This is a genomic window from Actinopolymorpha pittospori (assembly GCF_014873875.1).
Taxonomy (GTDB): domain Bacteria; phylum Actinomycetota; class Actinomycetes; order Propionibacteriales; family Actinopolymorphaceae; genus Actinopolymorpha; species Actinopolymorpha pittospori.
Map to the genome: position 1 here is coordinate 2,042,721 of NZ_JADBEM010000001.1, position 25,344 is coordinate 2,068,064.

The following is a 25,344-nucleotide window of genomic DNA, read 5'->3' on the forward strand; positions in this document are numbered from 1 at the left end:
GATTAGTGGTGATCAAGGCTGCTGCCTGGATATTCTCGGCCCTCGTCCCGCATCTGTGAGATCGGAGGGTCAGATGCTCGTTCTGACGCTCGACCAGCGGGCCAGCCGTCACCAGGAGGACAAGATCGACGGCCTGCTCGGGAAGCTGCAGGGCAGCCCCTGGGCGGCCCGGTTCGTCCGCGCCTTCGAGCGGACCGCCGGCGACGAGGTGCAGGGCCTGCTCGACGAGCCTGACGACGTGGTCGACGTCGTACTTCACCTCGTCCGCACGGGGGACTGGTACGCGGGGGTCGGCGTGGGCCCGGTGCGTGAACCGATTCCGACGAGTGTGCGGGCCGCGGCCGGGCCGGCGTTCGTGAACGCGCGCAAGGCCGTCGAGCGCGCCAAGGGGAGTGCCGCCCGGTTGGCCGTCGTCGGACCCGACGTGGTGAGCGCGGGCGACGCCGAGGCGTTGCTGGCACTCTTGTCCGCGGTGGTGCAACGCCGGAGACCGCAGGGCTGGGAGGTGGTCGACCTGATCAGGCAGGGTCTGGCCCAAAAGGACGTCGCCGCCGACCTCAAGATCAGCCCGCAGGCGGTCAGTCAGCGGCTCCGCTCGGCCCTGTGGCAGGAGGAGCGACGGGCCCGTCCGGTCGCGGGCCGGCTGCTCGGTGTGGCCGACCGGGCGAAGGGACGCGGATGAACGGCTGGGCGGCACTGGCTCTCATCGTCCTCATCGTCTTGATGGTGATCTGCCTCGCCGCGTGGAATCCGGCGTACTCCCAACGCCTCGACCGCTCCCGCTGGTGGGTCGTCGTGGTCGTCTTCGCGGCTCTGCTCGCCCTGGCGGGCCTGCTCGCGACCGGCGCGTCCGACGTGGAACGCGCGGGCCACGTCGCGGCCGTGGTGCTCGCCGTGGTGGTCGCCGTCGCCGGCGGCGCGCCGGTGACCAGCGCGATCCTGCGCGGGGCCGAGCAGTCGGGGATGCCGGACATCACCCACCCGACCGCGCCCGGCCCGGTGCCACCGACCGGCCCCGCCACCGGTGCCTCCGGTCCCCCCGGTGGGGTGGGCCCGGGAGGTCCCGCCGGCGGCTATTCGTCCGGGTTGGGTGGCGGCTCGGGTCAGGGTGGCCCGGGTGGTCAGGGCGGTCAGGGCGCCACGCGGCGTCTCACCGGAGGAGCCGCGCCGCCACCGCACCAGCCCGCACCCGGTCGGCCGGTCCTACGCGGCGGCGTGTGGATCGGAGCCCTGGAGCGCGCCGCTGTGGCGAGCTGCCTGCTGGCCGGCTTCGGCGAGGGCGTCGCGATCGTCCTCGCGGTGAAGGGCCTCGGCCGCTACCCCGAACTCCGCGCGCCGGGCGCGGCCGAGCGGTTCATCATCGGCACGTTCACGAGCCTGCTCTGGGCCGGCGGAGCGGCCGGCGTCGCGTCGCTCCTGCTGCGCTGAGCGCAGACCACCGACGCGACCGCTTCGTCCCGGGACGTTTACCCGCTCTTCACAACGCGGCAGGATCGTTGCCATGCGGGCACCTGGGTACTACGACGCCGACCACGAAGCGTTCCGGAGCTCGTTCCGGGAGTTCTGTGCCCGTGAGGTGGTGCCGAGACAGCCGGGCTGGGACAAGGCCGGCCTGGTCGACCACGAGGTCTGGCTGGCCGCCGGCCGGCAGGGATTCCTGGTCCCGGCCGCGGACGAGGCCTACGGCGGGCTCGGCATCCACGACCTGCGCTACGAGCAGGTGATGATGGAGGAGTTGGCCGCCGTCCACGAGTCGGGTTTCGGGCTGCCCCTGCACAACGGAATCGTCGCGCCGTACCTCATCCACGCCGGTACGCGGAACCAGAAGCGGCGCTACCTCACCCGCGCGGTGACCGGGGAGAGCGTCCTCGCGATCGCCATCACCGAGCCGGAGGCCGGCTCCGACGCGGCCGCCCTGCGCACGCGAGCCGTCGACGCGGGCGACCACTGGGTCCTCGACGGCGCCAAGACGTTCATCTCCAACGGCATCACCGCCGACCTCGTCGTCGTGGCGGCGCGCACCGACCCCGACCGACGGCACGGCATCGGACTGTTCCTGGTCGAGACCGAGACGCCGGGCTTCACCCGGGGACGCAAGCTGGACAAGCTCGGCCTGCGTACCCAGGACACCGCCGAGTTGTTCTTCGACGGCTGCCGCGTCCCGAAGGAGAACGTGCTCGGCAACCCCGCCGAGGGCTTCGCCCACGTGGTGCGCCTCTTCGCGCAGGAACGCCTGGTCGTGGCGATGAGCGCGGTCGCCGGTGCCCAGGTCGCGCTGCGCGACACGCTGGCCTACGTGCAGGAGCGGCAGGCGTTCGGCCGCCCCCTCGCGGCGTTCCAGGACACGAGGTTCCGGCTCGCGCAGATGCGCACCGAGATCGACGTCGCGCAGGCCTACGTCGACCAGTGCGTCCTCGCCGCCAACACCGGAGCCCTGGACGCCGCGTCGGCCGCCCAGGCGAAGCTGTTCGCGACCGAGATGCTCGGTCGGGTCGTCGACGACTGCGTGCAGATGCACGGCGGCTACGGGTACATGTGGGAGTACCCCATCTGCCGCGCCTACGCCGACGCCCGCGTCCAGCGCATCTACGCCGGCACCTCGGAGATCATGAAGGACATCATCAGCCGGGCGATGCTCGACACACCTTCCGGTGCGCGGTGACGAGCCCGGGGACGACGAGCCTGGGGACGACGAGATGAGTGGTCCGCTCGCCGGCCTGCGGGTGCTGGAGTTCGTCAACCTCGCGCCCGTCCCGTTCGCCGCGATGCTGTTGTCCGACCTCGGCGCGGAGGTGGTGCGGATCGACCGCGCCGACAGCGTGGGCGGCGGTTCACCGATCCCGGCGTTCGACCGGCCGCCGGTCGAAGGGCCACCCGACCCGCTCGGCCGGGGCCGGCGTTCGGTCGCGCTCGACCTCAAGCACCCCGACGGCGTAGCGGTCGCGCTGCGTCTCGCGGACCGCGCCGACGTCCTGGTCGAGGGCTTCCGGCCCGGCGTGTGTGAGCGGCTCGGTCTTGGTCCCGACACCTGCCTGGCCCGCAACCCGCGCCTGGTCTACGCCCGCATCACCGGCTGGGGGCAGGACGGCCCGCTGGCCGCGACCGCGGGCCACGACCTCGACTACCTCGCCGTGTCCGGCGCGCTCGCCCCGATCGGCCCGGCGGGCGGACCGCCCACCCCTCCGATCAACTACGTCGCCGACTTCGCCGGCGGTGGCATGCTGGCCGTTCTCGGCATCCTGGCCGCGCTCTGGGAACGCGAACGCTCCGGGCACGGCCAGGTCGTCGACGCGGCCATGGTGGAGGGGGCGGCGCTGCTGTCGACGCACCTGCACAGCCTGATCGGCCGCGGCATCTGGAACGGGCCGCGCGGAGGAAACCTGCTCGACGGCGGCGCACCGTTCTACCGCTGCTACTCCTGCGCGGACGGCCGGTTCGTCGCGGTCGGTGCGCTGGAGCCGCGGTTCTACGCCGCCCTGCTCGCCGGGCTCGGGCTCACCGAGGAGGAGCTACCCGGACAGTACGACGAGTCCGGCTGGCCCCGGCTGCACGAGCGGTTCGCGGCGGTGTTCGCCACCCGCACCCGGGAGGAGTGGACGAAGCGGTTCGGCGGAACGGACGCGTGCGTGACGCCGGTACTGGAGCCCGCCGAGGCGCCGCGCCATCCGCACCTCGCCGCGCGCGGCACCTACGTCGACGTGGGTGGGCTCGCGCAGCCGGGTCCGGCGCCGCGGCTGTCCCGCACACCGGGAGCGGTCCAGGGACCCGCGCCCGTCCCAGGCGGGGACACCCGCGAGGTGCTCGCCGACTGGGGGCTCGCCGCGGACGAGATCGCCGGGCTCCTACGCTCCGGCGCGGTCGCCGTCGCACCCTCCACGCGGGGATGACCACGCTGACGTCCCGGTCGACGACCGCGTCCTGTCAGGTCGCCTCGGCCACCACGACCTCGACCAGCGGGTCGGCCCGGAACGCCGCCAGTTGGGCCGGGGTCGCGCCCGCGTCCGTGATGAGCGTCCACGGCCGGTCCAGCGGCGCCCAGGCGTCGAAGGGCGCGTGCCCGAGCTTGCTCGCGTCGGCCAGCACGTAGACCTCCCGCGCCCGCGCCGCCATCAGCTCCTTCAACGCCGTCTGGGACAGGTCCGCCTCACAGATGCCGCGCCCGGCGACCAGCCCGTCCGCGCCCAGGAACGCCTGGTCGGCGCTGATCCGGCGGACGACCTGCTCGGCGAGCGGGCCGATCGTGCTCTCGCTGATCCGGCGGAACGTCCCGCCCACCCAGACGAGCTCGACGCCCTCGGCGCGCAGGAGTTCGAGGGCGGCGGTGGCGCCGTTGGTCACGACCCGGATGTCCTGCCGGTCGCGCAGGTGGTGGGCGAGCCGCCCGGTCGTCGTACCGGCGTCGAGCAGCGTGGTGTCGCCGGCACCCACGAGCGTCGCCGCCAGCCGGGCGATGGCGTCCTTCGCGTCCTGGGCGATCCGGGCGCGTTCGCGCAGCGAGGGCTCGGGTTCGTGTGGGGTCGCGAGCGCGCCGCCGTAGGTGCGGGCGATCCGGCCCTGGCCGGTGAGCCGGGCCAGGTCGCGACGCACCGTGGACGCCGACACCCCGAGGCGCAGGCTGAGCTCGTCGACCCGGGTCTCGCCCGCGAGGACGAGGGCGTGGATGCGCTCCCGGCGTTCGGCCGTGCGGGCCCGCTCGGCCGCGGACTCGCTGGGCTGCCGCCCCGCTCCCTTGTCGCTCATGGCTTCGCCCCCACCCCGAAAGTCCTACCCCGCGCGCTTGGGCGCGAGTTCGGTCGCCTGACGGAGCGCCTCGAGCATGCTGCGCTCGTCGGCGGTCCCGGTGCCGGCGATGTCGAACGCCGTACCGTGGTCGACCGAGGTCCGGACGACGGGCAGCCCGATGGTGATGTTGACACCGGCCTCCAGCCCGAGCACCTTCACCGGGTTGTGTCCCTGGTCGTGGTACATCGCGACCACCAGGTCGAAGTCACCGCGGACCGCGCGGAAGAAGACCGTGTCGGAGGGCAGCGGGCCGATCGCGTCGATGCCGTCCGCGCGCGCCGCGGCGATACCCGGGGCGACCTTGGTCTCCTCCTCGCCGTGGCCGAACAGGCCGTTCTCACCCGCGTGCGGGTTGATCCCGCACACCGCGATCCGGGGCGCCTCGATGCCGGACTTGACCAGCGTCTCGTGGCCGCGGCGGATGGTGCGTTCGACCAGCCCGGCGTCGATCTTCGCGATCGCGTCGATCAGTCCGATGTGGGTCGTGCAGTGGACGACCTTCAGTTTGGGGGCGGCCAGCATCATCGACACCTCGGGCGTACCGGTCAGGTCCGCGAGGATCTCGGTGTGCCCGGGGTAGACGTGCCCGCCCGCGTGCAGCGCCTCCTTGTTCAGTGGGGCCGTGCAGATCGCGTCCACGTCGCCGGCGACGGCGAGCGCGACCGCGCGTTCGATGTAGCGGAACGCCGCGTCCCCGGCCACCGGCGACAGTTCGCCGAAGGGCAGGTCGTCGGGGATGAGGCCGAGGTCGACACAGTCGATGGTCCCGGCCTTGTACGTCGCGTCGGCCGGACCGTCCACCGAGCGCACGTCCACCGCCACCCCACTGAGCTGGGCGGCCTTCACCAGCCGGGCGGCGTCACCGATGACGAGCGGGCGGAAGGAGTCGTAGGCCTCCGGCCGCGCGAGTGCCTTGACGACGACCTCGGGTCCGACACCCGCGGCATCGCCCATCGTGATCGCGATGATCGGACGGTTCATCATTCTCCTTCGGAGTTGAGCAGCGCTGTGAGCCTGGCACGGGCCAGGGTGAGGGTGGAGGCGTTCCCGAACCCGCCCGCCTTGGTCACGACCGGGATCGGACGTGGTGCGACGGTGATGGACAGCGGAACGCCGGGCTCGACCTCCTCGACGAGCCGGAGTGCGTTCGTACGCCAGGCCTGGAGGACGCCGGTGGCGGTGTCGCCGCCGGTGACCACGAGGCCCCCGACCAGGGTGGCGCAGGGCCGCAGCAGTTCGCCCAGCCGGACGGCCAGCCGGTCGTCGTCGGGGCCACCGGCACCGATCTCGGCGCCGAGGGTGAGTACGACGTCCGTCGCGCGCCGGAGGTGGTCCTGGACCTCCTTCGCGAACGCCGCGCCGGCGGCGTCGTCGGTGCCGTCCAGGGCGGCGATCGGGACGGACAGGTGGGTCGCGCCGGCGGCCACGAGGTCGGCCGCCTGGGCCCGGGCGATGTCGCTCGCGCTGCCGACCGTGACCAGCACCGGGCCGGTCGCGCCGACGTGCCCTGGCGACTCGGCGCCTGTCAACCCGAGGTTGGCGGACAGGACGGGCGCCAGCCCGCCCGAGCCGACCCAGACCACGCCGGCTCCGAGGGTGCTGCCCGCCCGCGCGATCGCCTGGAGGTCCGCGTCGGTCTCCGCGTCGCAGACCAGAGCCCGGGCGCCGGCCCGCCGGTGCGCCTGGAACGCCTCGGTCAGCGCGGGGCCGCGGACGACCGCCAGGTTGGCGCGGGCGGTCGCGATACCGGCGCCCTCGAGGATGGTGGGGATGGGCGGCATCGCGAGCGGTATGCCGCCGACCCGCTGCCGCCCGTCGACGGTCGTCCGCCCGGTGCCGGGAAAGGCGAGCGCGACGACCGCGACCGAGGCGGGGTGCCAGCCTGTCAAGGCGGCCTTGACTTCGATGCCGACGTGCCCCCGCAGCGTCGAGTCGGCCTTCTTGTACAGCGTTCTCACGCCGATCTCGCGCAGGGTCGTGACGACCTCACGGGTGATCTGCTCGGCGCGTCCCGGGTCGGCGGCGCGGGTCCTGGTGTCCACCGCGAGGACGTCCGCGTGCTCGGCGAGGTCGGGATCCAGGGCGGGGTCGGCCCACGCGACGCTGGTGGCCAGGCCGGCCCGCAGGAAACCGACTCCGGTGTCGGCGGCTCCGGTCAGGTCGTCGGCGACGACGGCGACAGTGGCGCGCATCAGGCTCCCGAGGTGGGGTACGTGGATCCGGTCGGGTCGGCCGGGTTCTGGTGTTTCGTCGATGATCCCCCACCGGCGGAGGCGGCGGCTTGGTCGGTCGCAGGCCGCGGAGTGGAGGCCCCGTCCGGCGAGCTGTGCCCGTCGGGGGACCCGCTCCCCTCCGAGCCGCCGGAGTGGCCGAACCGGCCCGCCCACCAGGCGGTGACCAGGGGCGTCAGGATCGCGGTGACGACGACGCTCGCGGCCACCAGGACGGTGGCGGGCTTGGCCGCCGCCGCGTACGCCGGGTTGGCGCTGGCGACGATGGCGGGCACGGCCGCGGCGTTACCCGCGGTCGACGCGGCCGCGATACCGGCGACGCCGTTCCCGTGGGTGACCTTGTCGGCGAGGATCAGCACCGTGCCGCTCACGGCGACCACCCCGACGCCGATCAACAGGCCGAGCAGCCCCGCGTGCCAGACGGTGGTGAGGTTGATGCCGGCGCCGAGAGCGAAGGCGAAGAAGGGAATCATCACGGGAACGGCGCGGCCCAGGAACTTCCGCATGTCCGGGTCGAGGTTGCCCAGGGCGATGCCCACCGCGAGCGGAAGGATGGCCCCGACCAGGGTCTGCCAGGGGAACGCCGAGAGTCCGGCGACGCCCAGCGTCACCATGGTGAGGAACGGCCCGGACTCGATGCTCATGATGGAGTACGCCGCGACGTCGCGGGACTTGCCGAACTGCCCCATCAACGCCATGTAGAGGCCGCCGTTGGTGTCGTTGACGGCGGCGACGATCGCGAGGGTGGACAGGCCGGCGAAGAGGCCGCCGGAGATGGGCAGTTCGCCGAGGAGTCGGCCGAAGACGAGGCCGAGGACCACCGCGGTCGCGACCTTGGCGACGAACAGCGCGCCACCCTTACGCAGGATGTAGGGGGTCGAGCGCAGTTCGATCGTGGAGCCCATGCACACGTAGAAGACGGCGAGGATCGGCAGGGATCCGGTGAACAGCGCGCCGGTGAAGGAGCCGAAGTAGTCTCCGGCGCCCGGCCAGATGGTGGCGATGATGGCGCCGACGAAGAGCGGCACGATCATCATGCCGCCTGGTACGCGTTCGATGGCTCGCTTGAGGGGCAGGTGCATGCGCATCCTTCCGTCGAAGCACCCATTGCTGCGCGTATTGCGCAACTCCGCCGCCCCGTACTGCGCAATCGCAGGCTGCTGATTCGACCTGAAGGGTACGTCTCGTGCGTGCAACGCGCAACATGGCCCGATGGTTCTGCGTAATTCGATCAGCTGGGTGTGGCCTGCTCGCACCCAGCTCCGACCCGACGGGTAAGAGCCCTTCGACCCATGGAAACGCCTTACCAGGCAGATAGTCGGGGCCCCGACCATAAGTTCGGGCGTCCGACAATGTGTGGGAGCTGTACGACAAAAAGGTGCGGCTAACCGTGGTTTCCGACATGGCGCGCTCCGGGCGCCGAGGAAGATCCTGGGACACAGCTCCCATGTACGGATCATGGGACGACCGGGTGCACCCGTCGTTCGGGTGCGCTGAGCGGGCGCTGTCGGTACGTTAGGTGGCATGGCTGTGTTATGCGTCACAGCTGTGCGTGTCGGACGCTAGTCGCGCCCACCGGTGGCGACGAACCCGACCCGCTGAGCTCCGGCCCGGTGGCGGTGACCCCGCCCACCGATGGACTGAAGGAGTGCACGGTGACGACGGAAGGCTTGTGGTCTGCGCAGGATGGCGGCCCCGAACTCGTCCAGCTTCTCACCCCCGAAGGTGAGCGGTGCGAACATCCCGACTACGCATTCGACCTCGACGACGAGGCCATCAAGGGCTTCTACCGCGACATGGTCCTCACCCGGCGCGTCGACGCCGAGGCGATCGCGTTGCAACGTCAGGGTGAGCTCGGCATCTGGGCCTCGCTGCTTGGCCAGGAAGCCGCGCAGATCGGTTCCGGCCGGGCCGCCCGCCCGCAGGACTTCATCTTCCCCACCTACCGCGAACACGGTGTCGCGTGGTGCAAGGGCATCGATCCGCTCGCGCTGATCAGCCTGTTCCGCGGCGTCGACCACGGCTCGTGGGACCCCAAGGACGTCAACTTCCACCTCTACACCATCGTCATCGGCGCGCAGACCCTGCACGCGACCGGCTACGCGATGGGCATGCAGCGCGACGGCTGCGTCGGCACCGGCGACCCCGACCGCGACGCGGCCGTGCTCGCCTACTTCGGTGACGGGGCGAGTTCGCAGGGCGACGTCAACGAGTCGTTCATCTGGGCCTCGGTCTTCAACACCCCCATCGTCTTCTTCCTGCAGAACAACCAGTGGGCCATCTCCGCGCCCCAGGAGAAGCAGTCCCGCATCCCGCTCTACCGCCGGGCGCACGGCTTCGGCTTCTCCGGCGTCCGCGTCGACGGCAACGACGTCCTCGCCTGCTACGCCGTCACCAAGGCGGCGCTGCAGCAGGCGCGCGAGGGTGGCGGCCCGATGCTCATCGAGGCGTTCACCTACCGCATGGGCGCGCACACCACCACCGACGACCCGACCCGCTACCGCCTGCAGGACGAGCTCGAACACTGGAAGCTCAAGGATCCGCTGGCCCGCGTCAAGGCCTACCTGACCCGCGGCGGCCTGGTCGACGACGACTTCTTCACCGCTCTGGAGGCGGAGGCCGACGAACTCGCCGCCCACGTCCGCACCGGCACCCTGTCGATGCCCGAGCCGGACCTCGGCGCCGCGTTCGATCGGGTCTACGCCGAGATGACTCCCGAACTGCGGGCCCAGCAACAGTGGTTCCGCGACTACCACGCATCGTTCCAGGACGCGGCGCCCGAAGGCGCGACCCACTCGGCGGAGGTGGCCCGATGACCAATCTCACCCTGGCCAAGAGCCTGAACGCCGGGCTGCGGCGGGCGATGGAGGATGACCAGAAGGTCATCATCATGGGCGAGGACATCGGCCGGCTCGGTGGCGTGTTCCGCGTCACCGACGGACTCCAGAAGGACTTCGGCGAGGACCGGGTCATCGACACCCCCCTCGCCGAGTCGGGCATCGTCGGCACCGCCATCGGCCTGGCCCTGCGGGGATACCGGCCGGTGTGCGAGATCCAGTTCGACGGCTTTGTCTACCCGGCCTACGACCAGATCGTCAGCCAGGTCGCGAAGATGCACTACCGCTCGCAGGGCCGGCTCTCGGTCCCCCTGGTCATCCGGATCCCCTTCGGCGGCGGCATCGGAGCGGTCGAGCACCACTCGGAGTCCCCGGAGGCCTACTTCGCCCACACCGCCGGGCTGAAGGTCGTCGCCTGCTCCAACCCCGCCGACGCCTACTGGATGATCCAGCAGTGCATCGCGGGTGAGGACCCGGTGATCTTCCTCGAACCCAAGCGGCGCTACTACGAGAAAGCCGAGGTTGACACCGAACTCTCGACGGCGCCGTATCCCTTGTACGCCTCGCGTGTCGTCCGCGACGGCACCGACGTGGTGCTGCTGTGCTACGGCCCGACCGTGAAGACCTGCCTGGAGGTCGCCCAGGCCGCGCAGGAGGAGGGCCACAGCGTCGCCGTCGTCGACCTGCGCACGCTGTCGCCGCTCGACCTCGACCAGGTCTACGACCTCGTCCGCCGTACCGGCCGGGTCGTCACCGTCCACGAGGCACCGATCAGCGGTGGCCTCGGGTCGGAGCTCGCGACCCGGATCACGCAGGAGTGCTTCTACTCACTGGAGGCGCCGGTGCAACGCGTGGCCGGCTTCGACCTGCCCTACCCAGCCGCCCGGGCCGAGGAGGAGTTCCTCCCCGACCTCGACCGCATCCTCGATGCCGTCGACCGAGTGCTCGCGTACTGAGGGACCAAGGGGACTGAGGAGAAGTCATGACGCAGGCGCGCGAGTTCAAACTCCCCGACGTCGGTGAGGGTCTGGTCGAGGCCGAGATCGTGTCCTGGCGGGTGAAGCCGGGTGACGCGGTCAAGGTCAACGACGTCGTGGTCGAGATCGAGACCGCGAAGTCGCTGGTCGAGCTTCCGTGCCCCTACGCCGGCACGGTCGCCGAACTGCTGGTGCCGGAGGGACAGGTCATACCGGTCGGTACGCCGATCATCCGGGTCGCCGATCCGGGCGCGGTGGTGGGCGAGCCGGCGGCGCCGGCCCCCGAAACCACCGCGACGCCGGCCGCCGCCTCCGAGGCCGCTGTCGCCGGTGCGTTCGACGTCGGAACCAGTGGTGAGGCCGCGGGCGCGAGCGGGCAGACCGTGGCGAGCGCTGTCGCCGGCGGAGCCGACGAGGGCAAGACCAGCATGCTCGTCGGATACGGCCCGCGGGCGACGTCCGCGCGGCGTCGGCCACGCTCCGGCGCGGGCTCCGGCGCGGCACCCCAAGCCGCCTCCACGACACCGACCGCCCCGGCTGTCAGCGTCCAGCCCACACCACCGGCACCGGCACCCACGCCGCCGGTGGCCACGCCGGCCGCCCCCGCGGCCGTGCACAACGGTGGCCGTGGTGCACCTGTCCTGGCCAAGCCGCCGGTCCGCAAGCTGGCCAAGGACCTCGGCGTCGACCTGCGGGAGGTGCCCGCGACCGGGCCGGGCGGAACCGTCACCCGGACCGACGTCGAGACGTTCGCCACCGCCGCCGCGGCACCGGCCGCCGCGGCACCGGCCGCCGCGGCACCGGCCGCCGAGCCGGCCGTCGAGGCGGCGACGCCCACACCGGCCGCGGGGGTTCGGGAGACGCGGATCCCGGTCCGCGGCCTACGCCGCTCCACCGCGCAGGCCGTGACCCAGAGCGCGTTCACCGCGCCGCACGTCACCGAATGGGTGAGCGTCGACGTGACGGCGACGATGGACCTGCTGGCCCGGCTCAAGACCCGCCGCGACCTGGCCGACGTCAAGCTGTCGCCGCTCACCGTGGTCGCGAAGGCATGCTGCCTCGCGCTCCGGCGTACCCCCGAGCTCAACGGCGCCTGGGACGAGGCGGCCGGCGAGATCGTCGTCAAGCACTACGTCAACCTCGGCATCGCGGCCGCGACGCCGCGCGGGCTGATGGTCCCGAACGTCAAGGACGCTGACCGCCTGCCGCTCCCCGACCTGGCCCGCGCCATCGCCGACCTGGCCCAGACGGCACGGTCGGGCAAGACGCCACCGGAGGACATGCGGGGGACGTCGTTCACGATCACCAACGTCGGCATCTTCGGGGTCGACGGCGGTACGCCGATCCTCAACCCGGGCGAGTCCGGAATCCTCGCGGTCGGCGCGATCCGCAAGCAGCCGTGGGTGGTCGACGACGAGGTCGTCCCACGCTGGGTCGCCACGCTGTCGTTGTCGTTCGACCACCGGGTCGTCGACGGCGAACACGGCTCGCGCTTCCTGATGGACGTGGCCGGTGTGCTGGAGGACCCCGCCTCCGCGCTGCTGCTGGCCTGACGCCGGGCGTAGGAGAGAGCGCCGACGTGAAGGGGCCCGCGACGAGACCGTTCGTCGCGGGCCCTTCCCGTCGGCCTACGCCGATCGTTCAGTGGCGCTCGGGGCTGAGCTTCTTGCTGTAGAGCACCTTGGCTTCCTGGTCACGCAGCCGCACGGTGAGTTCGCCGCTGCGTCCGTCGATCTCGACCTCGCCGAAGTGCTGGAACCCCTCCATCGGAGAGGCACCGGCGCGGTCGGGTGCGTGGACGTAGACCGCCTCCGGCCCGAACGTCGAGTCGAGCGCGTTCGGCCCGAACGCACCCGCGTTCAGCGGTCCCGACACGAACTCCCAGAAGGGCGCGAAGTCGGTGTAGCTCGCGCGCTCCGGTGAGTAGTTGTGCGCCGCGGTGTAGTGGACGTCCGCGGTGAGCCACACGACGTTGTGCACCTTGCGGCGGCGCAGGGTGGACAGCAGGCCCGCGATCTCCAGCTCCCGCCCCTTCGGCGCACCCGGGTCGCCCTGCGCGACACCCTCGATCAGGTCGCCGTCGGGAACGACCAGTCCGATCGGCAGGTCGTTGGCGACGATCTTCCAGGTGGCGCGGGACTTCGTGAGGCCCTCGGTCAGCCACTCGAGCTGGCGCCAGCCGAGCACGCCGCCGTCCGGCACGGTCTCCAGGCCCGGGGTGTTCGGGTCCTTGTAGGTCCGCATGTCGAGCACGAAGATGTCGAGCAACGGACCGTAGGAGATCTTGCGGTAGACGCGCCCCTCCGGGTCGTGTGGCGTGTCCCGGATCGGCATCCACTCGAAGAACGCCTGCCGGGCACGCTTGGCGAGCACGTCGACGCGCTTCTCGGTGTAGTTCGGGTCCTCGAGGATCTCGCCCGGGTACCAGTTGTTGAGGACCTCGTGGTCGTCCCACTGGTTGATCTGGGGGACGTGTGCGGAGAAGTCGCGCACGTTCGCGTCGAGCAGGTTGTACGCCCACTGCCCGCGGTACTCCGCGAGCGTCTCGGCGACCTTGCTCTTCTCCTGCGTGACGACGTTGCGGTAGACCCGCCCGTCCGGGAGGGTGACCGAGTCCTGCAGCGGCCCGTCGGCGTAGATCGAGTCACCGGAGTGCAGGAAGAAGTCCGGGGAGAGGGAGCGCATCCGCTCGAAGATGCGGATGCCGCCGAGGTCGGGGTTGGAGCCGAAGCCCTGGCCGACCATGTCGCCGGACCACAGGAACCGAACGTCGGAGCGGTGCACCGGCGCGGTCACCAACCGGCCGTCGAGGGCGGGGCCGCGCACACCGTGCCGGTCCGGGTCCTCGAGGTGGACGCGGTAGAAGACCTCCTGGCCGGCGGGAAGCCCACGCAGGTCGACCTGGCCGGTGTAGTTCGACGACGAGGTGAGCACCGGTCCGCGCACGGTCTGGGACTTCTCGAACCTCGGTGAACGGCTGACCTCGACGTACATCCGGGCGGTCCGGTCGGCGCGGGCCCAGACGACGGCGCTGTTGGAGGTGGGGTCGCCGCTGGCGATCCCGTGGCTGAGCATCGGGCGGTTCGAACGGACGACGCCCGGGCCGCGGTGAGTGAGGGGAGCCGCGACGGCGGCCGGCGTACCCAGCAGGCTGGCGAGACCCGGCAGCGCGGCGGTGGTGAGGCCCGCCCGCAGCAGGGTGCGGCGTGGCAGGGCGAGGCGCTCGGAGGGACGGCGATTCGACATGCCCTTGGTGTATGGGGTCGCGATGAGCGTTGGCCTAACACCGGTTGGCCGCACTATGACCGAATCATGGAGCGGCCGCCGCGAAACGGTGAAAAAGGCAGTTACCTGCCAGGTCAAGGGCACCACGCCGCAGGTATGAATCGGACCAAAACCGGTCCTATACCGTGGGTGATTGGTGACAAGCGTAACGACAGTGATTTGCCTCGCATGTCATCATGCGTTCCAGGCGATCCAGGAGGTGTAGCCGTGCGTCGACGTCGAAGTACGTGGCTGGCTGTGCTGGCCGCGTTGATCCTTGTGTCATGGCAGGCCCAGGCGGCGCAAGCCGCTCCCGGCCCCGACAAGAGTGCCCGCCACTGCGTCGCGGGCCTCCAGGCGCTGCCCACCGGCGCCAGTGTTTCGACCGCGAAGACCACCGAACTCACCTGTTTCTCGTCGTTCGCGCAGGCCATCGCCTACGCGACCGGCGACCGTGTCAAGCTCGCACCCGAGGCCACCACCGTGACCGAGAAGCAGTTGGTCGGCGCGGGTGCGGTGTCGACCAGGTCGGCCGTGGCCGCCCGGCCGCTGGTCGGAATCGAGTACGAGGACTCCAGCTACGGAGGGGACTCGCTCACGCTCTACGGCTCCAGCGGCACCGGTTGCTACTCCGGCACGTGGTACGGCTTCCCGAGCATGGCCAGTCTCGGCTTCGACAACCGGATCTCCTCGGCCCGGACGTACTCCAACTGCCTCGGTAAGCATCACGACGGTACGAGCTACACCGGGACGTTCACCTACTGCGACTCGAGTTGTTCGTCGCTCGGTTCGATGGGCGACAAGACCTCGTCCATCAAGTTCATCTAGGCGCGGCGGGCCCGCCCTGGGGTCGACACGACCCGCCAGGTCGAGGCGGCCTGCCCAGTCGACACGGCCGAGGTCTCACCGACGTGGGCTGACACGAGCGGGACGTCAGGTACGGCGACCTCGGCCAGGACACTCCGGCGAGGGGTCCCCCTGGCCGCGCTGCCGCCCGGGGGCAGCGCGGCCAGCCCTGCATGGGCATCTCATCCCGCGACCTGGGGAAGGCCGAGGCGTTCGCAGGTGGAGGGATTTCCTGGGAACACCGCGGCTACACCCTCCTCGAGGGTGCAGGCCACGAGAGTGGGGACCTGGTGACGGGCACCCACCGACGGTGCTGAGGGGGCTTTTCCGGCGGTGAGGAGACCGTCCTGCCAGGCTTGGGAGCATGCCGCCACCGGGTCGGCGATGGCGACGGTTCCGCTGTCGTCAGCGGAACTTCCGGCGGGCATGCTGCGGGCGACCGCGATCCGGGTGCCGTCGATGTGCTCCGACTTCAGCTGCGGTGCTGAGTAGCACAGGACGCTGGCCGTGTTGCTTGGTGCCTTGAACGCGACGTAGGCGGTGGCGGCGCCACCGGCGAGGACCATGGCGAAGGCGCTCCCGCCCACAGCGGCGCCCTTCCAGGTGCGGCGCCACCACGGCCGGCTGCTGCCTCGCACCTCCTCCATCAAGACGTCGCGGAGGGCACCTCGGCGCCTCGCGCCCAGCTGACGAGGCAGCGGGATCTGGTCGATGTCGTCGGTCATTTCTTCATTCCCCGTTCACCACGTTGGTCGAGCGGTGTGCCGACAGGGCAGCTCCCGGGCTCGGGGTGGGCGCGGGACCCCCCGTACGTCCCGCGCCCACCTCGAGCCCGGCGAGCCGGCGAAGGTGTTCGCGTGCGCGGGAGAGGCGGGACCGCACCGTGCCCACCGGAATCCCGAGGGCAACGGCGGCGTCGGTGTAGCTGAGTCCGGCCCACACGCACAACGCGAGCACATCCTGCTCGTCAGGCAGCAGTCGGGCGAACACCTCGAGTACCCGCTGCATGGCCCGCTCGTCGTCGACTCGTGACACTGCCTCGTCCGCGGGGTCGGGCGCGACCACCGCGGGAGGCAGCTTGGCGAGCAGACGCCGATGTCGTCGCAGACTGCGGTCGCGGTTGCGAACGACGTTGTTGGCAACCGCGAGCAGCCAAGGAAGGATCGAGTCCCCACTGAGCGACACCTCACGCCGTCGTCGCCACGCCTCCAGGAACACCACCGAGGCGAGATCCTCGGCGGCCTCCCACGATCCGGTACGCCGGAAGCAGTGGTTGTAGACGGCGTCGATGTGCCGCTCGAAGAGGGCCCCGAACGCCGATGGGTCGCCTTTGGCGGCCTTACGCCAGAGCTCTCCGTCGGACACGTCGGGGGTTCCGAGCTGATCCACACCCGGTATATGTCCGGACGGCACTGCCGGTTCGGATTTTTCTTCGCGCCTGTTGCTCGGCATGTCGGAGTCCCTGTGGTCCCGCCGGTTCGGGGTGCCCCCGTCGCCGGTCGTCCGGCCTCGCACCCGTTCCGACGACGTCCGCGAGCATGTGGAGGGTTGCCCGGACGCCGAGGTGTCCCGGTGCCGGCTCCTCCACCGGGCAGGTGGCTACAGGCTGCGCAGCGTCCGCCCGGTGTGCGCCGCCCGGGTGAGCAGCGGGCTTGGCCGGTAGCGGCCACCGGGGTAGGTGCGACCCAGGTTGGTCAGCACCTCCAGGACGAACTCCGGACCGATCCGGTCGCCCCACGCGAGCGGGCCGTAGGGGTAGCCGGTGCCGAGTCGCATCGCGGTGTCGACGTCGGGCGCCGCGGCTTCGCGGCGAGCCACCAGGTCGACGGCTTCGTTGACGAGCATGGCGATGGTCCGCGCGACGACGAGGCCGGGTACGTCGTCGATGACGCTGACGGCGAGTCCGGCGGCCTGGAACATCCCCACCGCCTCGTCGAGCGTCTCCGGCTCGCACGCGTCGCCCGGTGCGATGCAGACCCGCGTCGCGCCGGCCGGGTCGCCGACCCAGTCGAGGGCCACCGCGTCGCCGTCGACCGTGGCGCACTCACCGACGGTCTCGAGCACGAGGCCGCCACTGGGCAGTTGGATGCCGTACGCCGGTTCGCCGGGTTCGAACTCCGTGGTGGCCGCCCGCGGTCCGGCCGGGCCGGTGTCGTACCGCTCCACGCCCACGCCCGCGGCGGCGATCCGGGCGACCAGCCCGAAGCAGGCGGCGAACCCGCCGTGGTAGGTCACACGCTCGGGCGCCGGACGCGGCTCGGCCGTCTGGGCGGGGGGTCGCTCGTCGGCCTTGCCGTATTCGTACCAGCCGCGGCCGGACTTGCGGCCGAGCCAGCCCGCGTCGACCACCTGCTGCTGGGACACGAACGGTGCGTAGCGGGGGTCGCCGAACGTCTGTTCCCACACCGACCTGCCGACGGCGAGGTTGACGTCGTTGCCCACCAGGTCGGCCAGCTCGAAGGGCCCCATCGGGAAGCCGCCCGCCTCGCGGAGCACCGTGTCGATGGTCGTGCAGTCGGCGCCGCCCTCCTCCAGAACCTGCATCGCCTCGCCGTAGAAGGGTCGGGCCACCCGGTTGGCGACGAATCCCGGCGTCGAGGCGCAGCGCACCGGTGTCTTGCCCCACGCGGTCGCGGTGTCGGCCACGGCCTGGGCCACGTCGGGATCGGTGGCCGCGCCCGCGGGAACCTCGACGAGACCCATCAGGGGCGCCGGGTTGAAGAAGTGCATGCCGGTGACCCGGCGGGGTAGGCGCAGGCCGGCCGCGATGGCGGTGACCGACAGGGTGGAGGTGTTGGTGGCGAGGATCGTGTCGTCGGCGCAGACCTTCTCGAGGGTCCCGAACACCTCGCGCTTGACCGGAAGCTGCTCGACCACCGCCTCGACCACCAGCCCGCACGGGGCCAGCGCGTCCAGGGACTCGACGGCGGCGAGTCGGGCCTTGGCGGCGGCCGCGTCCTGCGGCGTCAGGCGCTCCTTGGCGACCAGACGGTCCAACCGGCCATGGATCTGTTCGACACCGCGTGCCGCGGCACCCTCGAGCGCGTCGTACAGCCGCACCTCGTGTCCGGCGACGAGTGCCACCTGGGCGATGCCGGCGCCCATGGTGCCGGCGCCCACGACGCCGACCGGTGTGGAAACAGGAAGTCCCGCCATGCGGTCCATCCTTGCGGACCGTGCACGTGTTGGCACCGCTGCCCCGAAGACCGATCCGGCCGTGTCGGCACCGGCCAGAGCCTGCCTCGACTCTCGTCCCGGCCGACTCTCCGGGCGACCGACCTGGCCTTTCGCCGTCGACAAGGGCGTTTTCCGGCCTACGCTGACCGCGTGGACGCTGCGACTCTCGAGCAGGCACTCGACGCCATCCGGACCCGCGCGTACTTCTCGGCGTTCCCGGAGTCGCCGAGTCCTCGGGTCTACGGCCAGGACGCCGCGCCGGTCGGACAGGCGGCCTTCGAGGCCTGGCAGGGCGCCGAGTTCCCGGTGCGTACGCCCGGATCACGCGGGACCGTCGCCACCGAGTCCTCGCCGTTCGGCATCACCCTCGGCGTGCGTTACCCCCACGTCACCGGTGACGGCCTGGACGAGCTGATCCGGGCGGCGCGGGCCGGCATGGTCCGATGGCGCGACGCCGGGCCCGACACCAGGGCCGAGATCGCGCTGGAGATCCTCGACCGACTCCACCAGCGTGTCTTCGAGCTGGCCAACGCCGTGATGGCGACCACCGGGCAGGCGTTCGTGATGGCGTTCCAGGCCGGCGGGACGCACGCCCTGGACCGCGCGCTGGAGGCGGTGGCGTTCGCGCACGCGGAGATGACCCGCCACCCCGCGACCATGGTCTGGGAGCGTCCGGCCAAGGGCGAGCCGCTGCGGATGGAGAAGACGTTCACGGTCGTGCCGCGCGGGGTCGCCGTGGTGATCGGGTGTACGACGTTCCCCACCTGGAACTCCTGGCCCGGCCTCTTCGCGTCCCTCGTCACCGGCAACCCGGTCGTCGTGAAGCCGCACCCCCGCGCGGTGCTCCCCCTCGCGATCACCGTGCAGGTCTGCCAGGAGGTCCTCGCCGACCGCGGCTTCGACCCCCATCTGGTCACGTTGGCCGCCGAAGCCGAGGGGGAGGGCATGGCCAAGGACCTCGCCACTCGCTCGGAGGTGCGGATCGTCGACTTCACCGGGTCGGCGGCGTTCGGTGAGTGGCTGGAGAAGCACGCGACGCAGGCGCAGGTCTACACCGAGAAGTCCGGTGTGAACCCGATCGTCGTGGACTCGACCGACTCCTTCCGCGGCCTCACCACCAACCTCGCCTTCACCCTCGCGCTCTACTCCGGCCAGATGTGTACGACGACGCAGAACGTCTTCGTCCCCGCCGGCGGCATCGAGACCGACGAGGGGCACAAGAGTTTCGAGGACGTCGGAGCCGGCCTCGCCGCCGCGATCGACAAGCTGCTCGCCGACGACGCGCGGGCGGTCGAGATCCTTGGGGCGATCGTCAACGACGACGTCCGCGGCCGGGTGGAGCGTTCTGGCGAGCTCGGCGAGATGGTCCTGGAGTCGCGCGCGGTGCTCCATCCGATGCATCCCGACGCGGTCGTGCGAACCCCCGCGATCGTGGCGGTCGACGCGAGCACCGTGGGCTACGCCGAGGACGCCGTCTACGCCCGGGAGTGCTTCGGCCCGGTCACCTTCCTCGTCCGCACGGCCGACACCAGGCAGTCCCTGGACCTGATGCGGCGGCTCGGGCACGCGCGCGGAGCGATGACGGCGGGCGTCTACGCGACCTCCGAAGGTGTCCTCGACGCGACCCGCGAGGTGGCGCTGGACATCGGGGTGGCGCTCTCGGAGAACCTCACCGGGGGCGTTTATGTCAACCAGTCGGCGGCGTTCAGCGACTTCCACGGCACCGGCGCCAATCCGGCGGCGAACGCCGCCTATGTCGACGCGGCCTACGTCGCGGGGAGGTTCCGAGTCGTCCAGAGCCGGAGACACTCCCCGGCGTGACCGGCCCGTGGCGGCCGGTACACGGGTTGTGTACGACCGGTGGTCCGGCCGATACGCTCGCGGATTGGCCTGGCATGGGTCCTCCATCGCGGGGCGTCCGACCGTAGAGTGAGCGCCGTGCCCTGTGCACATAAGTGGCCCGACTCGTGAAGCGGAGCTCAACATGGAAAAGCGGCGGCTCGGACGGCTCGAACACCAGAGCAGCGTCCTGATCTACGGCGCGGCGTCGCTGGCCGAAGTCTCCCAGGACGTCGCTGACCAGTCGATCCAGGAGGCACTGGACGCCGGCATCAACCACTTCGACACCGCCGCCAGCTACGGCGACGCCGAGCTGCGGCTCGGTCCGTGGATGCCGCGCATCCGCGACCAGATCTTCCTCGCCACCAAGACCGGTGAGCGGGAGCGTGAGGCCGCGTGGACGCAGATCAACGCCTCGCTGGAGCGGCTGCAGACGGACCGGCTCGACCTGATCCAGCTGCACGCGGTCGGTGACCGGGAGGAGCTCGACAAGGCCACCGGCAACGGCGGTGCGCTGGAGGCGGCGATCCGGGCCCGCGACGAGGGTATGGTCTCCCACATCGGCATCACCGGGCACGGGCACGAGGCGCCGGCGACGCACCGGGAGGCGCTGCGCCGGTTCCCCTTCGACACCGTTCTCACCCCGCTCAACTACGCGCTCGGCCAGGACGCGACCTACCTCGCCGCGTGGGAGGACCTCGCCGCGGAGACCCAGCGGGTCGACGCCGGCCTGATGATCATCAAGACCATCGCCCGGCGCACCTGGACCGAGGACGACCACCGCTACACGACGTGGTACGAGCCGCTGGACGAGCAGACGCAGATCACCGCGGCGCTGTCGTGGGTGCTCAGCCACCCGCAGGTGACCGGGATCGCCACGGCCGGCGAGGTGCGCCTGCTGAACATGCTCATCAAGGCCGAGCAGGACCGCGCCGCCTGGACCGAGAGCCAGGTCAGCGAGGTGCTCGAGAAGGTCGACGCCTACACCTCGCCGTTCGTGGCGATGCCGATCTAGGCAGTTGGGTTCCGACCGGTCCACGGGCCGGTCATCTGGCGGTCGCGGCCGCCGGGTCGACAACGACCCGGCGGCCGCGTTCTTTTCAGGCCCACCATGGGGCTCAGTCCGGCGAGGCGTCCACGCTCACGCGCGGCGTCGAACGGCGGCGTAGGTGACCGCGGTGAGGACGACGGCGGCGCCGAGGTAGACGCCGGCCTCGGACCACTGCAGCGGCCAGTAGGCCAGGTCGACGGATTCGCGGATGTGGCGGGCCCCGCCGAGTTGGACGAGTCCCGTCAACGGCACGGAGATCGCCATGGCGATGTGGGTGTGCCTGCTGATCGCGCCGAGCGCGGCGCCGAGGGTCAGCGCGAACAGGACCCGCGCGAACGGTACGACGCCGTGGGACTCGTAGTGGTACCAGGTCAACGGATCGGTGCCGCCATGGCTCGGCAGAACCCAGGTGATCAGGGCCGTGAGCAGGGCGGTTGCGACCAGGACGCCGGCCGCGGCGACGCCGAGTTTGGTCGCCAGCCAGCGCCCGCGAGGGATGCTCTGGGTCCAGCCGAGGCGGTGGGTGCCCTGCTCGATGTCGCGGGCGATCAGGGGCGCGCCCCAGAACATGCAGACCGCCACCGTGAGGTAGCCGGCGAACAGTTGGGTGACCGTGGCGAACTCCGGATCGAACCGGGCGCCGACGGCGAGGAAGGCGTAGATGGCGAGCAGGCCGGCCACCGCGATGAACTGGAAGCGCTGCTGCCGCCAGGCGACCCAGATCATGCGGCGGACCCCCTGTCCGTCTCGACCAGGCTGGGCCGCGGCAGCACCGTGGCCTCCTGGTTGTGCATGTACGCGAGGACGAGTTCTTCCAACGAGGCCGCCCGGGAGCTCACGCCAGGCGCGCCGTCATGGTGCGCGCCGCGGACGAGCGCGGTCGTTTGTCGGGTGGTCCGGGTCAACTGCACGACCGTGCCGTGGGCCAGCCGGTCGGCGAGGTCGGCGGGGCCGGTCAGGACACAATGGCTGTCGGTGAGTTCGTCGAAGTCGCCGCTCATCTGGACCCGTCCACGTCCGAGCAGGACGAGGTAGTCGCAGGTGTCGGCCAGGTCCGCCACCACGTGGGAGGACAACACGACGGTGGCGCCGCTCTCCGCGACCGCCGACATCAGCGCACCCATCACCTCGCGACGTGCGAGGGGGTCCAGGTCGGCAAGCGGCTCGTCGAGGAGCAGCAGGTCGGCACGTTTCCCCAGCGCGAGGGCCAGCGCGAGCAGCGTGCGTTGCCCACCGGAGAGGCGCCGAACCTTCCGATCGAGCGGGATGTCGTAGGTGCGCACCCGCGTCCGTGCCAGCGCGGTGTCGAAGCGCGGGTTGGCCGCCCGTCCGAAGCGCAGCATCTCCTCCACGGTGAAGGAGGCGAACAACGGCTTGTCCTGCGCGACGAAAGCCACCCTCGCCAGATCCTCGCCGCGCCGACCGAACACGGCACCGTTGACCCGTACCTGGCCGTGCGTGGGTTTCAGAAGTCCGACCGCGAGGTGGAGGAGCGTGGTCTTGCCCGCGCCGTTGGAGCCGACCAGCGCGGCGACCCGGCCGGCCGGGACGGCAAGCGTGCAGTCGCGAAGCGCCCAGGTCCGGCCGAACCGCCGGCCCAGCCCGGTGGTCTCCAGTGCGTTCACGCCACACCTGGCCGGTGTCGTCGGGGTGTCTTTTCGAACGCGTCCCGCACGACGGCGTCGAACACGGCTCGTACGTCGTCCTCGTCCAGGCCGGACTGGACGGCGGCGGCGACCCAGTCGGCCAGCCGGGAGCGGAGGGCGGGATCCTGCGCCGGCTGGCGTGCGGAGAGGGAGGAGAGGACGAACGTCCCCACCCCTGGGCGTGCCTCGACCAGCCCGTCGCGCTCCAACTCCCGGTACGCCTTGTGCACGGTGTTCGGGTTGATCATCACCTGTTCGACCACCTCTCTCGCGGTAGGGAGCTGGTCGCCCGGGAGTAGGTGCCCCAACCGGATCGCCTGGCGTACCTGGTGCACCAGTTGCAGATAGGGGCTGACCCCTGACCGGCGGTCCAAACGGAACTCGATCATGGTTCCTCATTCCACTAAGGAGCTAGTAGAAGTCTGGCGTGCGGGCACCAGAGCGTCAACCCGAATGAAGGCAGCGGTGACAGAACTCGTGGCAGGCCGATGTGAGTCGGCCGGTTGATCGAAGACCGAAGGGCCTCCCGAATGTGCGGCCCCGCGGCGCCGCGCTAGGGGCGGCTCAGCGCTCGCACCCGCCGGGGTCGAGGACCCGCGCCTTGTCGACGGCCTCCTGAAGCAGCGAGCTGCTGGTGGCGACCGCCTTGTCGCTCGCGCTACCGGCCGGCGCGTAGGCGATCTTGACCAGCTCACTCTGCTGCTGGTCGGGGAATGCCTGGGCGAGGCGCCACTCGCCGCCCCGCTTGGCGGCCAGGTAACCGATCACCTTCTCCGCGCCGCTCTGCTGGATCGTGACGGCGTCGCCGTCGTCACCGCGGACCGCGGACCGCAGGGTCGCCTGGGTCTGTTGGGCCCGTTCGCCGGAGAAGTAGAAGCCGATGACGTTGACCAGTCCTCCGCCCGCGTCGGCGGGCAGCTTGTAGGCCGCGCCGTTGTCGGAGGGCGTGACCTTCCAGTCGCCGGGGAGCGCCAGGTCGAGCGTCGCGCACCTGACCCGCAGCCCCTCCGGTGACGTGGAGCTGTCGGTCGAACCGGGCGCGACGCCCGCCGGGTCCGCGGGCAGCGCCGTGCGGGCCGGTGGATCCTTGGGCGGGAGCTTCTGCAGGCTGACGGGTTGCACCCCGGTGGTGGTGGCGCATCCCCCGACAAGCAGTGCCCCGGCGGCGAGCAACCCGAACCAGGCGGGACGCGTACGGCGGAAGGCACCCGGCCCGCGCACCGCCACCTGCCTGTGGGATGCCAGCGACCTGCGAGCACCGAACGACATCGGCACGCACCTCTCAACGGATCGAATCGCCGCGGGGACGAGAAACCACGCCCCTTGATCACCGGCACTGTAGCCTTCCGGACCCTCGCGTCGAGCCGGTCCGAACCGCGACTGTGGACAGTGCCCCGCTCCCCACTGTCCGCGCCGGTGGCGACAGGCTCAGGCCAGGAGCTAGTCGCCCTTCACGTTGACGATCTGCCGCAGCGTGTGGCGCACCTCGACCAGGTCCGCGGCGTCGGCCATCACCACGTCGATCGACTTGTAGGCGTCCGGGTGCTCGTCGAGGAAGGCCTCCGTACGCCGCCACTCGATCCCGTCCATCCGGGCCGTGAGGTCGGCCAGGTCGAAGCGCCGCCGAGCCGCCGAGCGCGAGTAGTTCCGGCCGGCACCGTGTGGTGAGGAGTGCAGCGAGACGGGGTTTCCCTTGCCCTGGACGACGTACGACGCCGCGCCCATGCTGCCCGGGATCAGGCCCCACGTGCCCAGGGACGCGTCGATCGCCCCCTTCCGGGAGAGCCAGACCTCACGCCCGAAGTGCCGCTCGCGGGTCGTGTAGTTGTGGTGGCAGTTGACCCGGAGGGACTCCTCGACAGGCTCGCCCGCGGCCTTCTCGACGGCGGCGACGAGGCGGTCCATCATCTCCTCTCGGTTGAGGAGGGCGAAGTGCTGCGCCCACCGGAGTTCGGTGATGTAGCGGTCGAAGTCGGGCGTCCCTTCGACGAGGTAGGCGAGGTCTGGATCCGGGAGCGCGATCCAGTACCGCTCGGCCGTCGCCCGGGCCTTCGCGATGTGCGCCTGGGCGATCTTGTTCCCCACGCCACGCGAACCCGAGTGCAGGAACAGCCACACCCGGTCGGCCTCGTCGACGCACACCTCGATGAAGTGGTTGCCGGAGCCCAGCGAGCCAAGCTGCAGGGTCCAGTTGCCGGCGTACCGGGCCGCGTCGAAGCCGGCCTCCTCGGCGAGCGCGCCCAACTCCTGGACACGCTTGTCCGCGGTTTCGGACAGCGTCCGGTTGTACTTCCCGGCCGACAGCGGGATCGATCCCTCGATGTCCTCCCGGAGCGCGCGGAGGTCGAGCCCACGGAACTCCGCACCCACGAACTGCGTACGGGTCGCGATCATGCCGCAGCCGATGTCGACGCCGACGGCCGCGGGGATGATGGCCCGGTCGGTCGGGATCACGCTGCCGACGGTCGCGCCCTTGCCGAGGTGGGCGTCCGGCATCAGGGCGAGATGCGGGAAGACGAACGGCATGCTCGCGGTCTGCTCGGCCTGGAGGCGGGTCTTCTCCTCGAGGATGCTCGCCCAGTTGACGAGCCGGTCGTTCAGCCGCTCCACAGGAGGCTCCTCACGTAAAAACCGGGACGTCTCTCACCGCGCGAGACGCGCCGGAGACGCCCCGGACGGGCGGTCGCTGGTCCG

23 protein-coding genes are annotated in these 25,344 nt (G+C 71.3%); 10 read left to right on the forward strand and 13 right to left on the reverse strand.

Annotation, left to right across the window (positions count from 1 at the left end):
• The first annotated feature begins 73 nt into the window (after positions 1–73).
• The 4 genes from HEB94_RS09605 to HEB94_RS09620 all read left to right on the forward strand — a co-directional run bounded on the left by HEB94_RS09605 (position 74) and on the right by HEB94_RS09620 (position 3,887).
• The gene (locus HEB94_RS09605; protein ID WP_192749568.1) at positions 74–682 is read left to right on the forward strand and encodes a hypothetical protein; all 609 of its coding nucleotides are present in this window, start codon (positions 74–76) and stop codon (positions 680–682) included.
• On the forward strand, positions 679–1,428 hold the full coding sequence (locus HEB94_RS09610; protein ID WP_202896249.1) for a hypothetical protein: 750 nt from the start codon (positions 679–681) through the stop codon (positions 1,426–1,428). The genes HEB94_RS09605 and HEB94_RS09610 overlap by 4 nt, the downstream gene beginning before the upstream one ends.
• A 73-nt stretch (positions 1,429–1,501) precedes the next feature.
• Positions 1,502–2,662, forward strand: coding sequence for an acyl-CoA dehydrogenase family protein (locus HEB94_RS09615; RefSeq protein ID WP_192749569.1), 1,161 nt, complete (start codon positions 1,502–1,504; stop codon positions 2,660–2,662).
• A complete protein-coding gene (locus HEB94_RS09620; protein WP_337917563.1) occupies positions 2,652–3,887 on the forward strand; it encodes a CaiB/BaiF CoA transferase family protein in 1,236 nt (411 codons plus the stop codon). Before HEB94_RS09615 ends, HEB94_RS09620 begins: the two co-directional genes overlap by 11 nt.
• 34 nt (positions 3,888–3,921) lie before the next feature.
• On the opposite strand, the gene HEB94_RS09625 is transcribed toward HEB94_RS09620, so the two are convergent.
• From HEB94_RS09625 to HEB94_RS09640, 4 genes are read right to left on the reverse strand one after another with little or no spacing between them, the layout of a single operon-like run.
• Positions 3,922–4,740 (reverse strand): DeoR/GlpR family DNA-binding transcription regulator, encoded by an 819-nt coding sequence (locus HEB94_RS09625; protein ID WP_192749570.1) that lies wholly within the window; start codon positions 4,738–4,740, stop codon positions 3,922–3,924.
• 24 nt (positions 4,741–4,764) lie between these two features.
• Positions 4,765–5,763, reverse strand: coding sequence for a 4-hydroxythreonine-4-phosphate dehydrogenase PdxA (gene pdxA / locus HEB94_RS09630; protein ID WP_202896250.1), 999 nt, complete (start codon positions 5,761–5,763; stop codon positions 4,765–4,767).
• Positions 5,763–6,974, reverse strand: a complete 1,212-nt coding sequence (locus HEB94_RS09635; protein ID WP_192749572.1) for a four-carbon acid sugar kinase family protein — start codon at positions 6,972–6,974, stop codon at positions 5,763–5,765. The genes pdxA and HEB94_RS09635 overlap by 1 nt, the downstream gene beginning before the upstream one ends.
• Complete coding sequence (locus tag HEB94_RS09640) at positions 6,974–8,095, reverse strand: 2-keto-3-deoxygluconate permease (RefSeq protein ID WP_192749573.1); 1,122 nt, start codon at positions 8,093–8,095, stop codon at positions 6,974–6,976. Before HEB94_RS09640 ends, HEB94_RS09635 begins: the two co-directional genes overlap by 1 nt.
• A 573-nt stretch (positions 8,096–8,668) precedes the next feature.
• Here HEB94_RS09640 and pdhA point away from each other — a divergent pair.
• The 3 genes from pdhA to HEB94_RS09655 are packed head-to-tail and all read left to right on the forward strand — an operon-like array spanning position 8,669 to position 12,380.
• Positions 8,669–9,829 carry a pyruvate dehydrogenase (acetyl-transferring) E1 component subunit alpha gene (pdhA, locus tag HEB94_RS09645; protein WP_337917565.1) on the forward strand — a complete coding sequence of 387 codons (1,161 nt, stop codon included), beginning with the start codon at positions 8,669–8,671 and terminating at the stop codon, positions 9,827–9,829.
• The gene (locus HEB94_RS09650; RefSeq protein WP_192749575.1) at positions 9,826–10,806 is read left to right on the forward strand and encodes an alpha-ketoacid dehydrogenase subunit beta; all 981 of its coding nucleotides are present in this window, start codon (positions 9,826–9,828) and stop codon (positions 10,804–10,806) included. The genes pdhA and HEB94_RS09650 overlap by 4 nt, the downstream gene beginning before the upstream one ends.
• Positions 10,807–10,832: 26 nt before the next feature.
• Entirely contained in the window at positions 10,833–12,380 is a 1,548-nt protein-coding gene (locus HEB94_RS09655) for a dihydrolipoamide acetyltransferase family protein (RefSeq protein WP_192749576.1), read from the forward strand.
• Positions 12,381–12,468: 88 nt separating this feature from the next.
• Here the strand turns inward: HEB94_RS09655 and HEB94_RS09660 are convergent, their stop codons facing one another.
• Positions 12,469–14,073 carry an alkaline phosphatase D family protein gene (locus HEB94_RS09660; protein ID WP_192749577.1) on the reverse strand — a complete coding sequence of 535 codons (1,605 nt, stop codon included), beginning with the start codon at positions 14,071–14,073 and terminating at the stop codon, positions 12,469–12,471.
• A 246-nt stretch (positions 14,074–14,319) separates the two neighbouring features.
• On the opposite strand from HEB94_RS09660, the gene HEB94_RS09665 reads away from it, so the two are divergent.
• The gene (locus HEB94_RS09665) at positions 14,320–14,919 is read left to right on the forward strand and encodes a hypothetical protein (protein WP_192749578.1); all 600 of its coding nucleotides are present in this window, start codon (positions 14,320–14,322) and stop codon (positions 14,917–14,919) included.
• Positions 14,920–15,119: 200 nt separating this feature from the next.
• Here the strand turns inward: HEB94_RS09665 and HEB94_RS09670 are convergent, their stop codons facing one another.
• From HEB94_RS09670 to HEB94_RS09680, 3 genes are all read right to left on the reverse strand, one after another.
• Complete coding sequence (locus HEB94_RS09670) at positions 15,120–15,662, reverse strand: hypothetical protein (RefSeq protein ID WP_192749579.1); 543 nt, start codon at positions 15,660–15,662, stop codon at positions 15,120–15,122.
• Positions 15,663–15,666: 4 nt separating this feature from the next.
• Complete coding sequence (locus tag HEB94_RS09675; RefSeq protein ID WP_192749580.1) at positions 15,667–16,326, reverse strand: sigma-70 family RNA polymerase sigma factor; 660 nt, start codon at positions 16,324–16,326, stop codon at positions 15,667–15,669.
• Positions 16,327–16,536: 210 nt separating this feature from the next.
• Positions 16,537–18,093, reverse strand: coding sequence for a 3-hydroxyacyl-CoA dehydrogenase (locus HEB94_RS09680; protein ID WP_273375231.1), 1,557 nt, complete (start codon positions 18,091–18,093; stop codon positions 16,537–16,539).
• Positions 18,094–18,264: 171 nt separating this feature from the next.
• On the opposite strand from HEB94_RS09680, the gene paaN reads away from it, so the two are divergent.
• Both paaN and HEB94_RS09690 read left to right on the forward strand, forming a co-directional pair.
• Positions 18,265–19,935: a phenylacetic acid degradation protein PaaN gene (gene paaN, locus HEB94_RS09685; RefSeq protein WP_192749582.1), complete on the forward strand. Its 1,671-nt coding sequence runs from the start codon at positions 18,265–18,267 to the stop codon at positions 19,933–19,935.
• A 163-nt stretch (positions 19,936–20,098) separates the two neighbouring features.
• Entirely contained in the window at positions 20,099–20,968 is an 870-nt protein-coding gene (locus HEB94_RS09690) for an aldo/keto reductase (RefSeq protein WP_192749583.1), read from the forward strand.
• A 126-nt stretch (positions 20,969–21,094) separates the two neighbouring features.
• On the opposite strand, the gene HEB94_RS09695 is transcribed toward HEB94_RS09690, so the two are convergent.
• From HEB94_RS09695 to HEB94_RS09715, 5 genes are all read right to left on the reverse strand, one after another.
• On the reverse strand, positions 21,095–21,730 hold the full coding sequence (locus tag HEB94_RS09695; protein ID WP_192749584.1) for an ABC transporter permease subunit: 636 nt from the start codon (positions 21,728–21,730) through the stop codon (positions 21,095–21,097).
• Positions 21,727–22,629, reverse strand: a complete 903-nt coding sequence (locus tag HEB94_RS09700; protein WP_192749585.1) for an ATP-binding cassette domain-containing protein — start codon at positions 22,627–22,629, stop codon at positions 21,727–21,729. The genes HEB94_RS09695 and HEB94_RS09700 overlap by 4 nt, the downstream gene beginning before the upstream one ends.
• The gene (locus HEB94_RS09705; RefSeq protein WP_192749586.1) at positions 22,626–23,039 is read right to left on the reverse strand and encodes a GntR family transcriptional regulator; all 414 of its coding nucleotides are present in this window, start codon (positions 23,037–23,039) and stop codon (positions 22,626–22,628) included. Before HEB94_RS09705 ends, HEB94_RS09700 begins: the two co-directional genes overlap by 4 nt.
• 175 nt (positions 23,040–23,214) lie before the next feature.
• The gene (locus tag HEB94_RS09710; protein ID WP_192749587.1) at positions 23,215–23,919 is read right to left on the reverse strand and encodes a hypothetical protein; all 705 of its coding nucleotides are present in this window, start codon (positions 23,917–23,919) and stop codon (positions 23,215–23,217) included.
• Positions 23,920–24,090: 171 nt separating this feature from the next.
• Complete coding sequence (locus tag HEB94_RS09715; protein ID WP_192749588.1) at positions 24,091–25,260, reverse strand: RtcB family protein; 1,170 nt, start codon at positions 25,258–25,260, stop codon at positions 24,091–24,093.
• Positions 25,261–25,344 lie beyond the last annotated feature (84 nt).

Bases quoted from the DNA above. Each gene is read 5' to 3' on its own strand.
- HEB94_RS09605 (WP_192749568.1), top strand. From the start codon at position 74: ATGCTCGTTCTGACGCTCGACCAGCGGGCCAGCCGTCACCAGGAGGAC.
- HEB94_RS09650 (WP_192749575.1), top strand. From the start codon at position 9,826: ATGACCAATCTCACCCTGGCCAAGAGCCTGAACGCCGGGCTGCGGCGG.
- HEB94_RS09670 (WP_192749579.1), bottom strand. From the start codon at position 15,662: ATGACCGACGACATCGACCAGATCCCGCTGCCTCGTCAGCTGGGCGCG.
- HEB94_RS09640 (WP_192749573.1), bottom strand. From the start codon at position 8,095: ATGCACCTGCCCCTCAAGCGAGCCATCGAACGCGTACCAGGCGGCATG.
- HEB94_RS09710 (WP_192749587.1), bottom strand. From the start codon at position 23,919: ATGTCGTTCGGTGCTCGCAGGTCGCTGGCATCCCACAGGCAGGTGGCG.
- HEB94_RS09705 (WP_192749586.1), bottom strand. From the start codon at position 23,039: ATGATCGAGTTCCGTTTGGACCGCCGGTCAGGGGTCAGCCCCTATCTG.
- HEB94_RS09660 (WP_192749577.1), bottom strand. From the start codon at position 14,073: ATGTCGAATCGCCGTCCCTCCGAGCGCCTCGCCCTGCCACGCCGCACC.
- HEB94_RS09690 (WP_192749583.1), top strand. From the start codon at position 20,099: ATGGAAAAGCGGCGGCTCGGACGGCTCGAACACCAGAGCAGCGTCCTG.
- HEB94_RS09655 (WP_192749576.1), top strand. From the start codon at position 10,833: ATGACGCAGGCGCGCGAGTTCAAACTCCCCGACGTCGGTGAGGGTCTG.
- HEB94_RS09680 (WP_273375231.1), bottom strand. From the start codon at position 18,093: ATGGCGGGACTTCCTGTTTCCACACCGGTCGGCGTCGTGGGCGCCGGC.
- HEB94_RS09615 (WP_192749569.1), top strand. From the start codon at position 1,502: ATGCGGGCACCTGGGTACTACGACGCCGACCACGAAGCGTTCCGGAGC.
- HEB94_RS09610 (WP_202896249.1), top strand. From the start codon at position 679: ATGAACGGCTGGGCGGCACTGGCTCTCATCGTCCTCATCGTCTTGATG.
- HEB94_RS09635 (WP_192749572.1), bottom strand. From the start codon at position 6,974: ATGCGCGCCACTGTCGCCGTCGTCGCCGACGACCTGACCGGAGCCGCC.
- pdxA (WP_202896250.1), bottom strand. From the start codon at position 5,763: ATGAACCGTCCGATCATCGCGATCACGATGGGCGATGCCGCGGGTGTC.
- HEB94_RS09625 (WP_192749570.1), bottom strand. From the start codon at position 4,740: ATGAGCGACAAGGGAGCGGGGCGGCAGCCCAGCGAGTCCGCGGCCGAG.
- HEB94_RS09695 (WP_192749584.1), bottom strand. From the start codon at position 21,730: ATGATCTGGGTCGCCTGGCGGCAGCAGCGCTTCCAGTTCATCGCGGTG.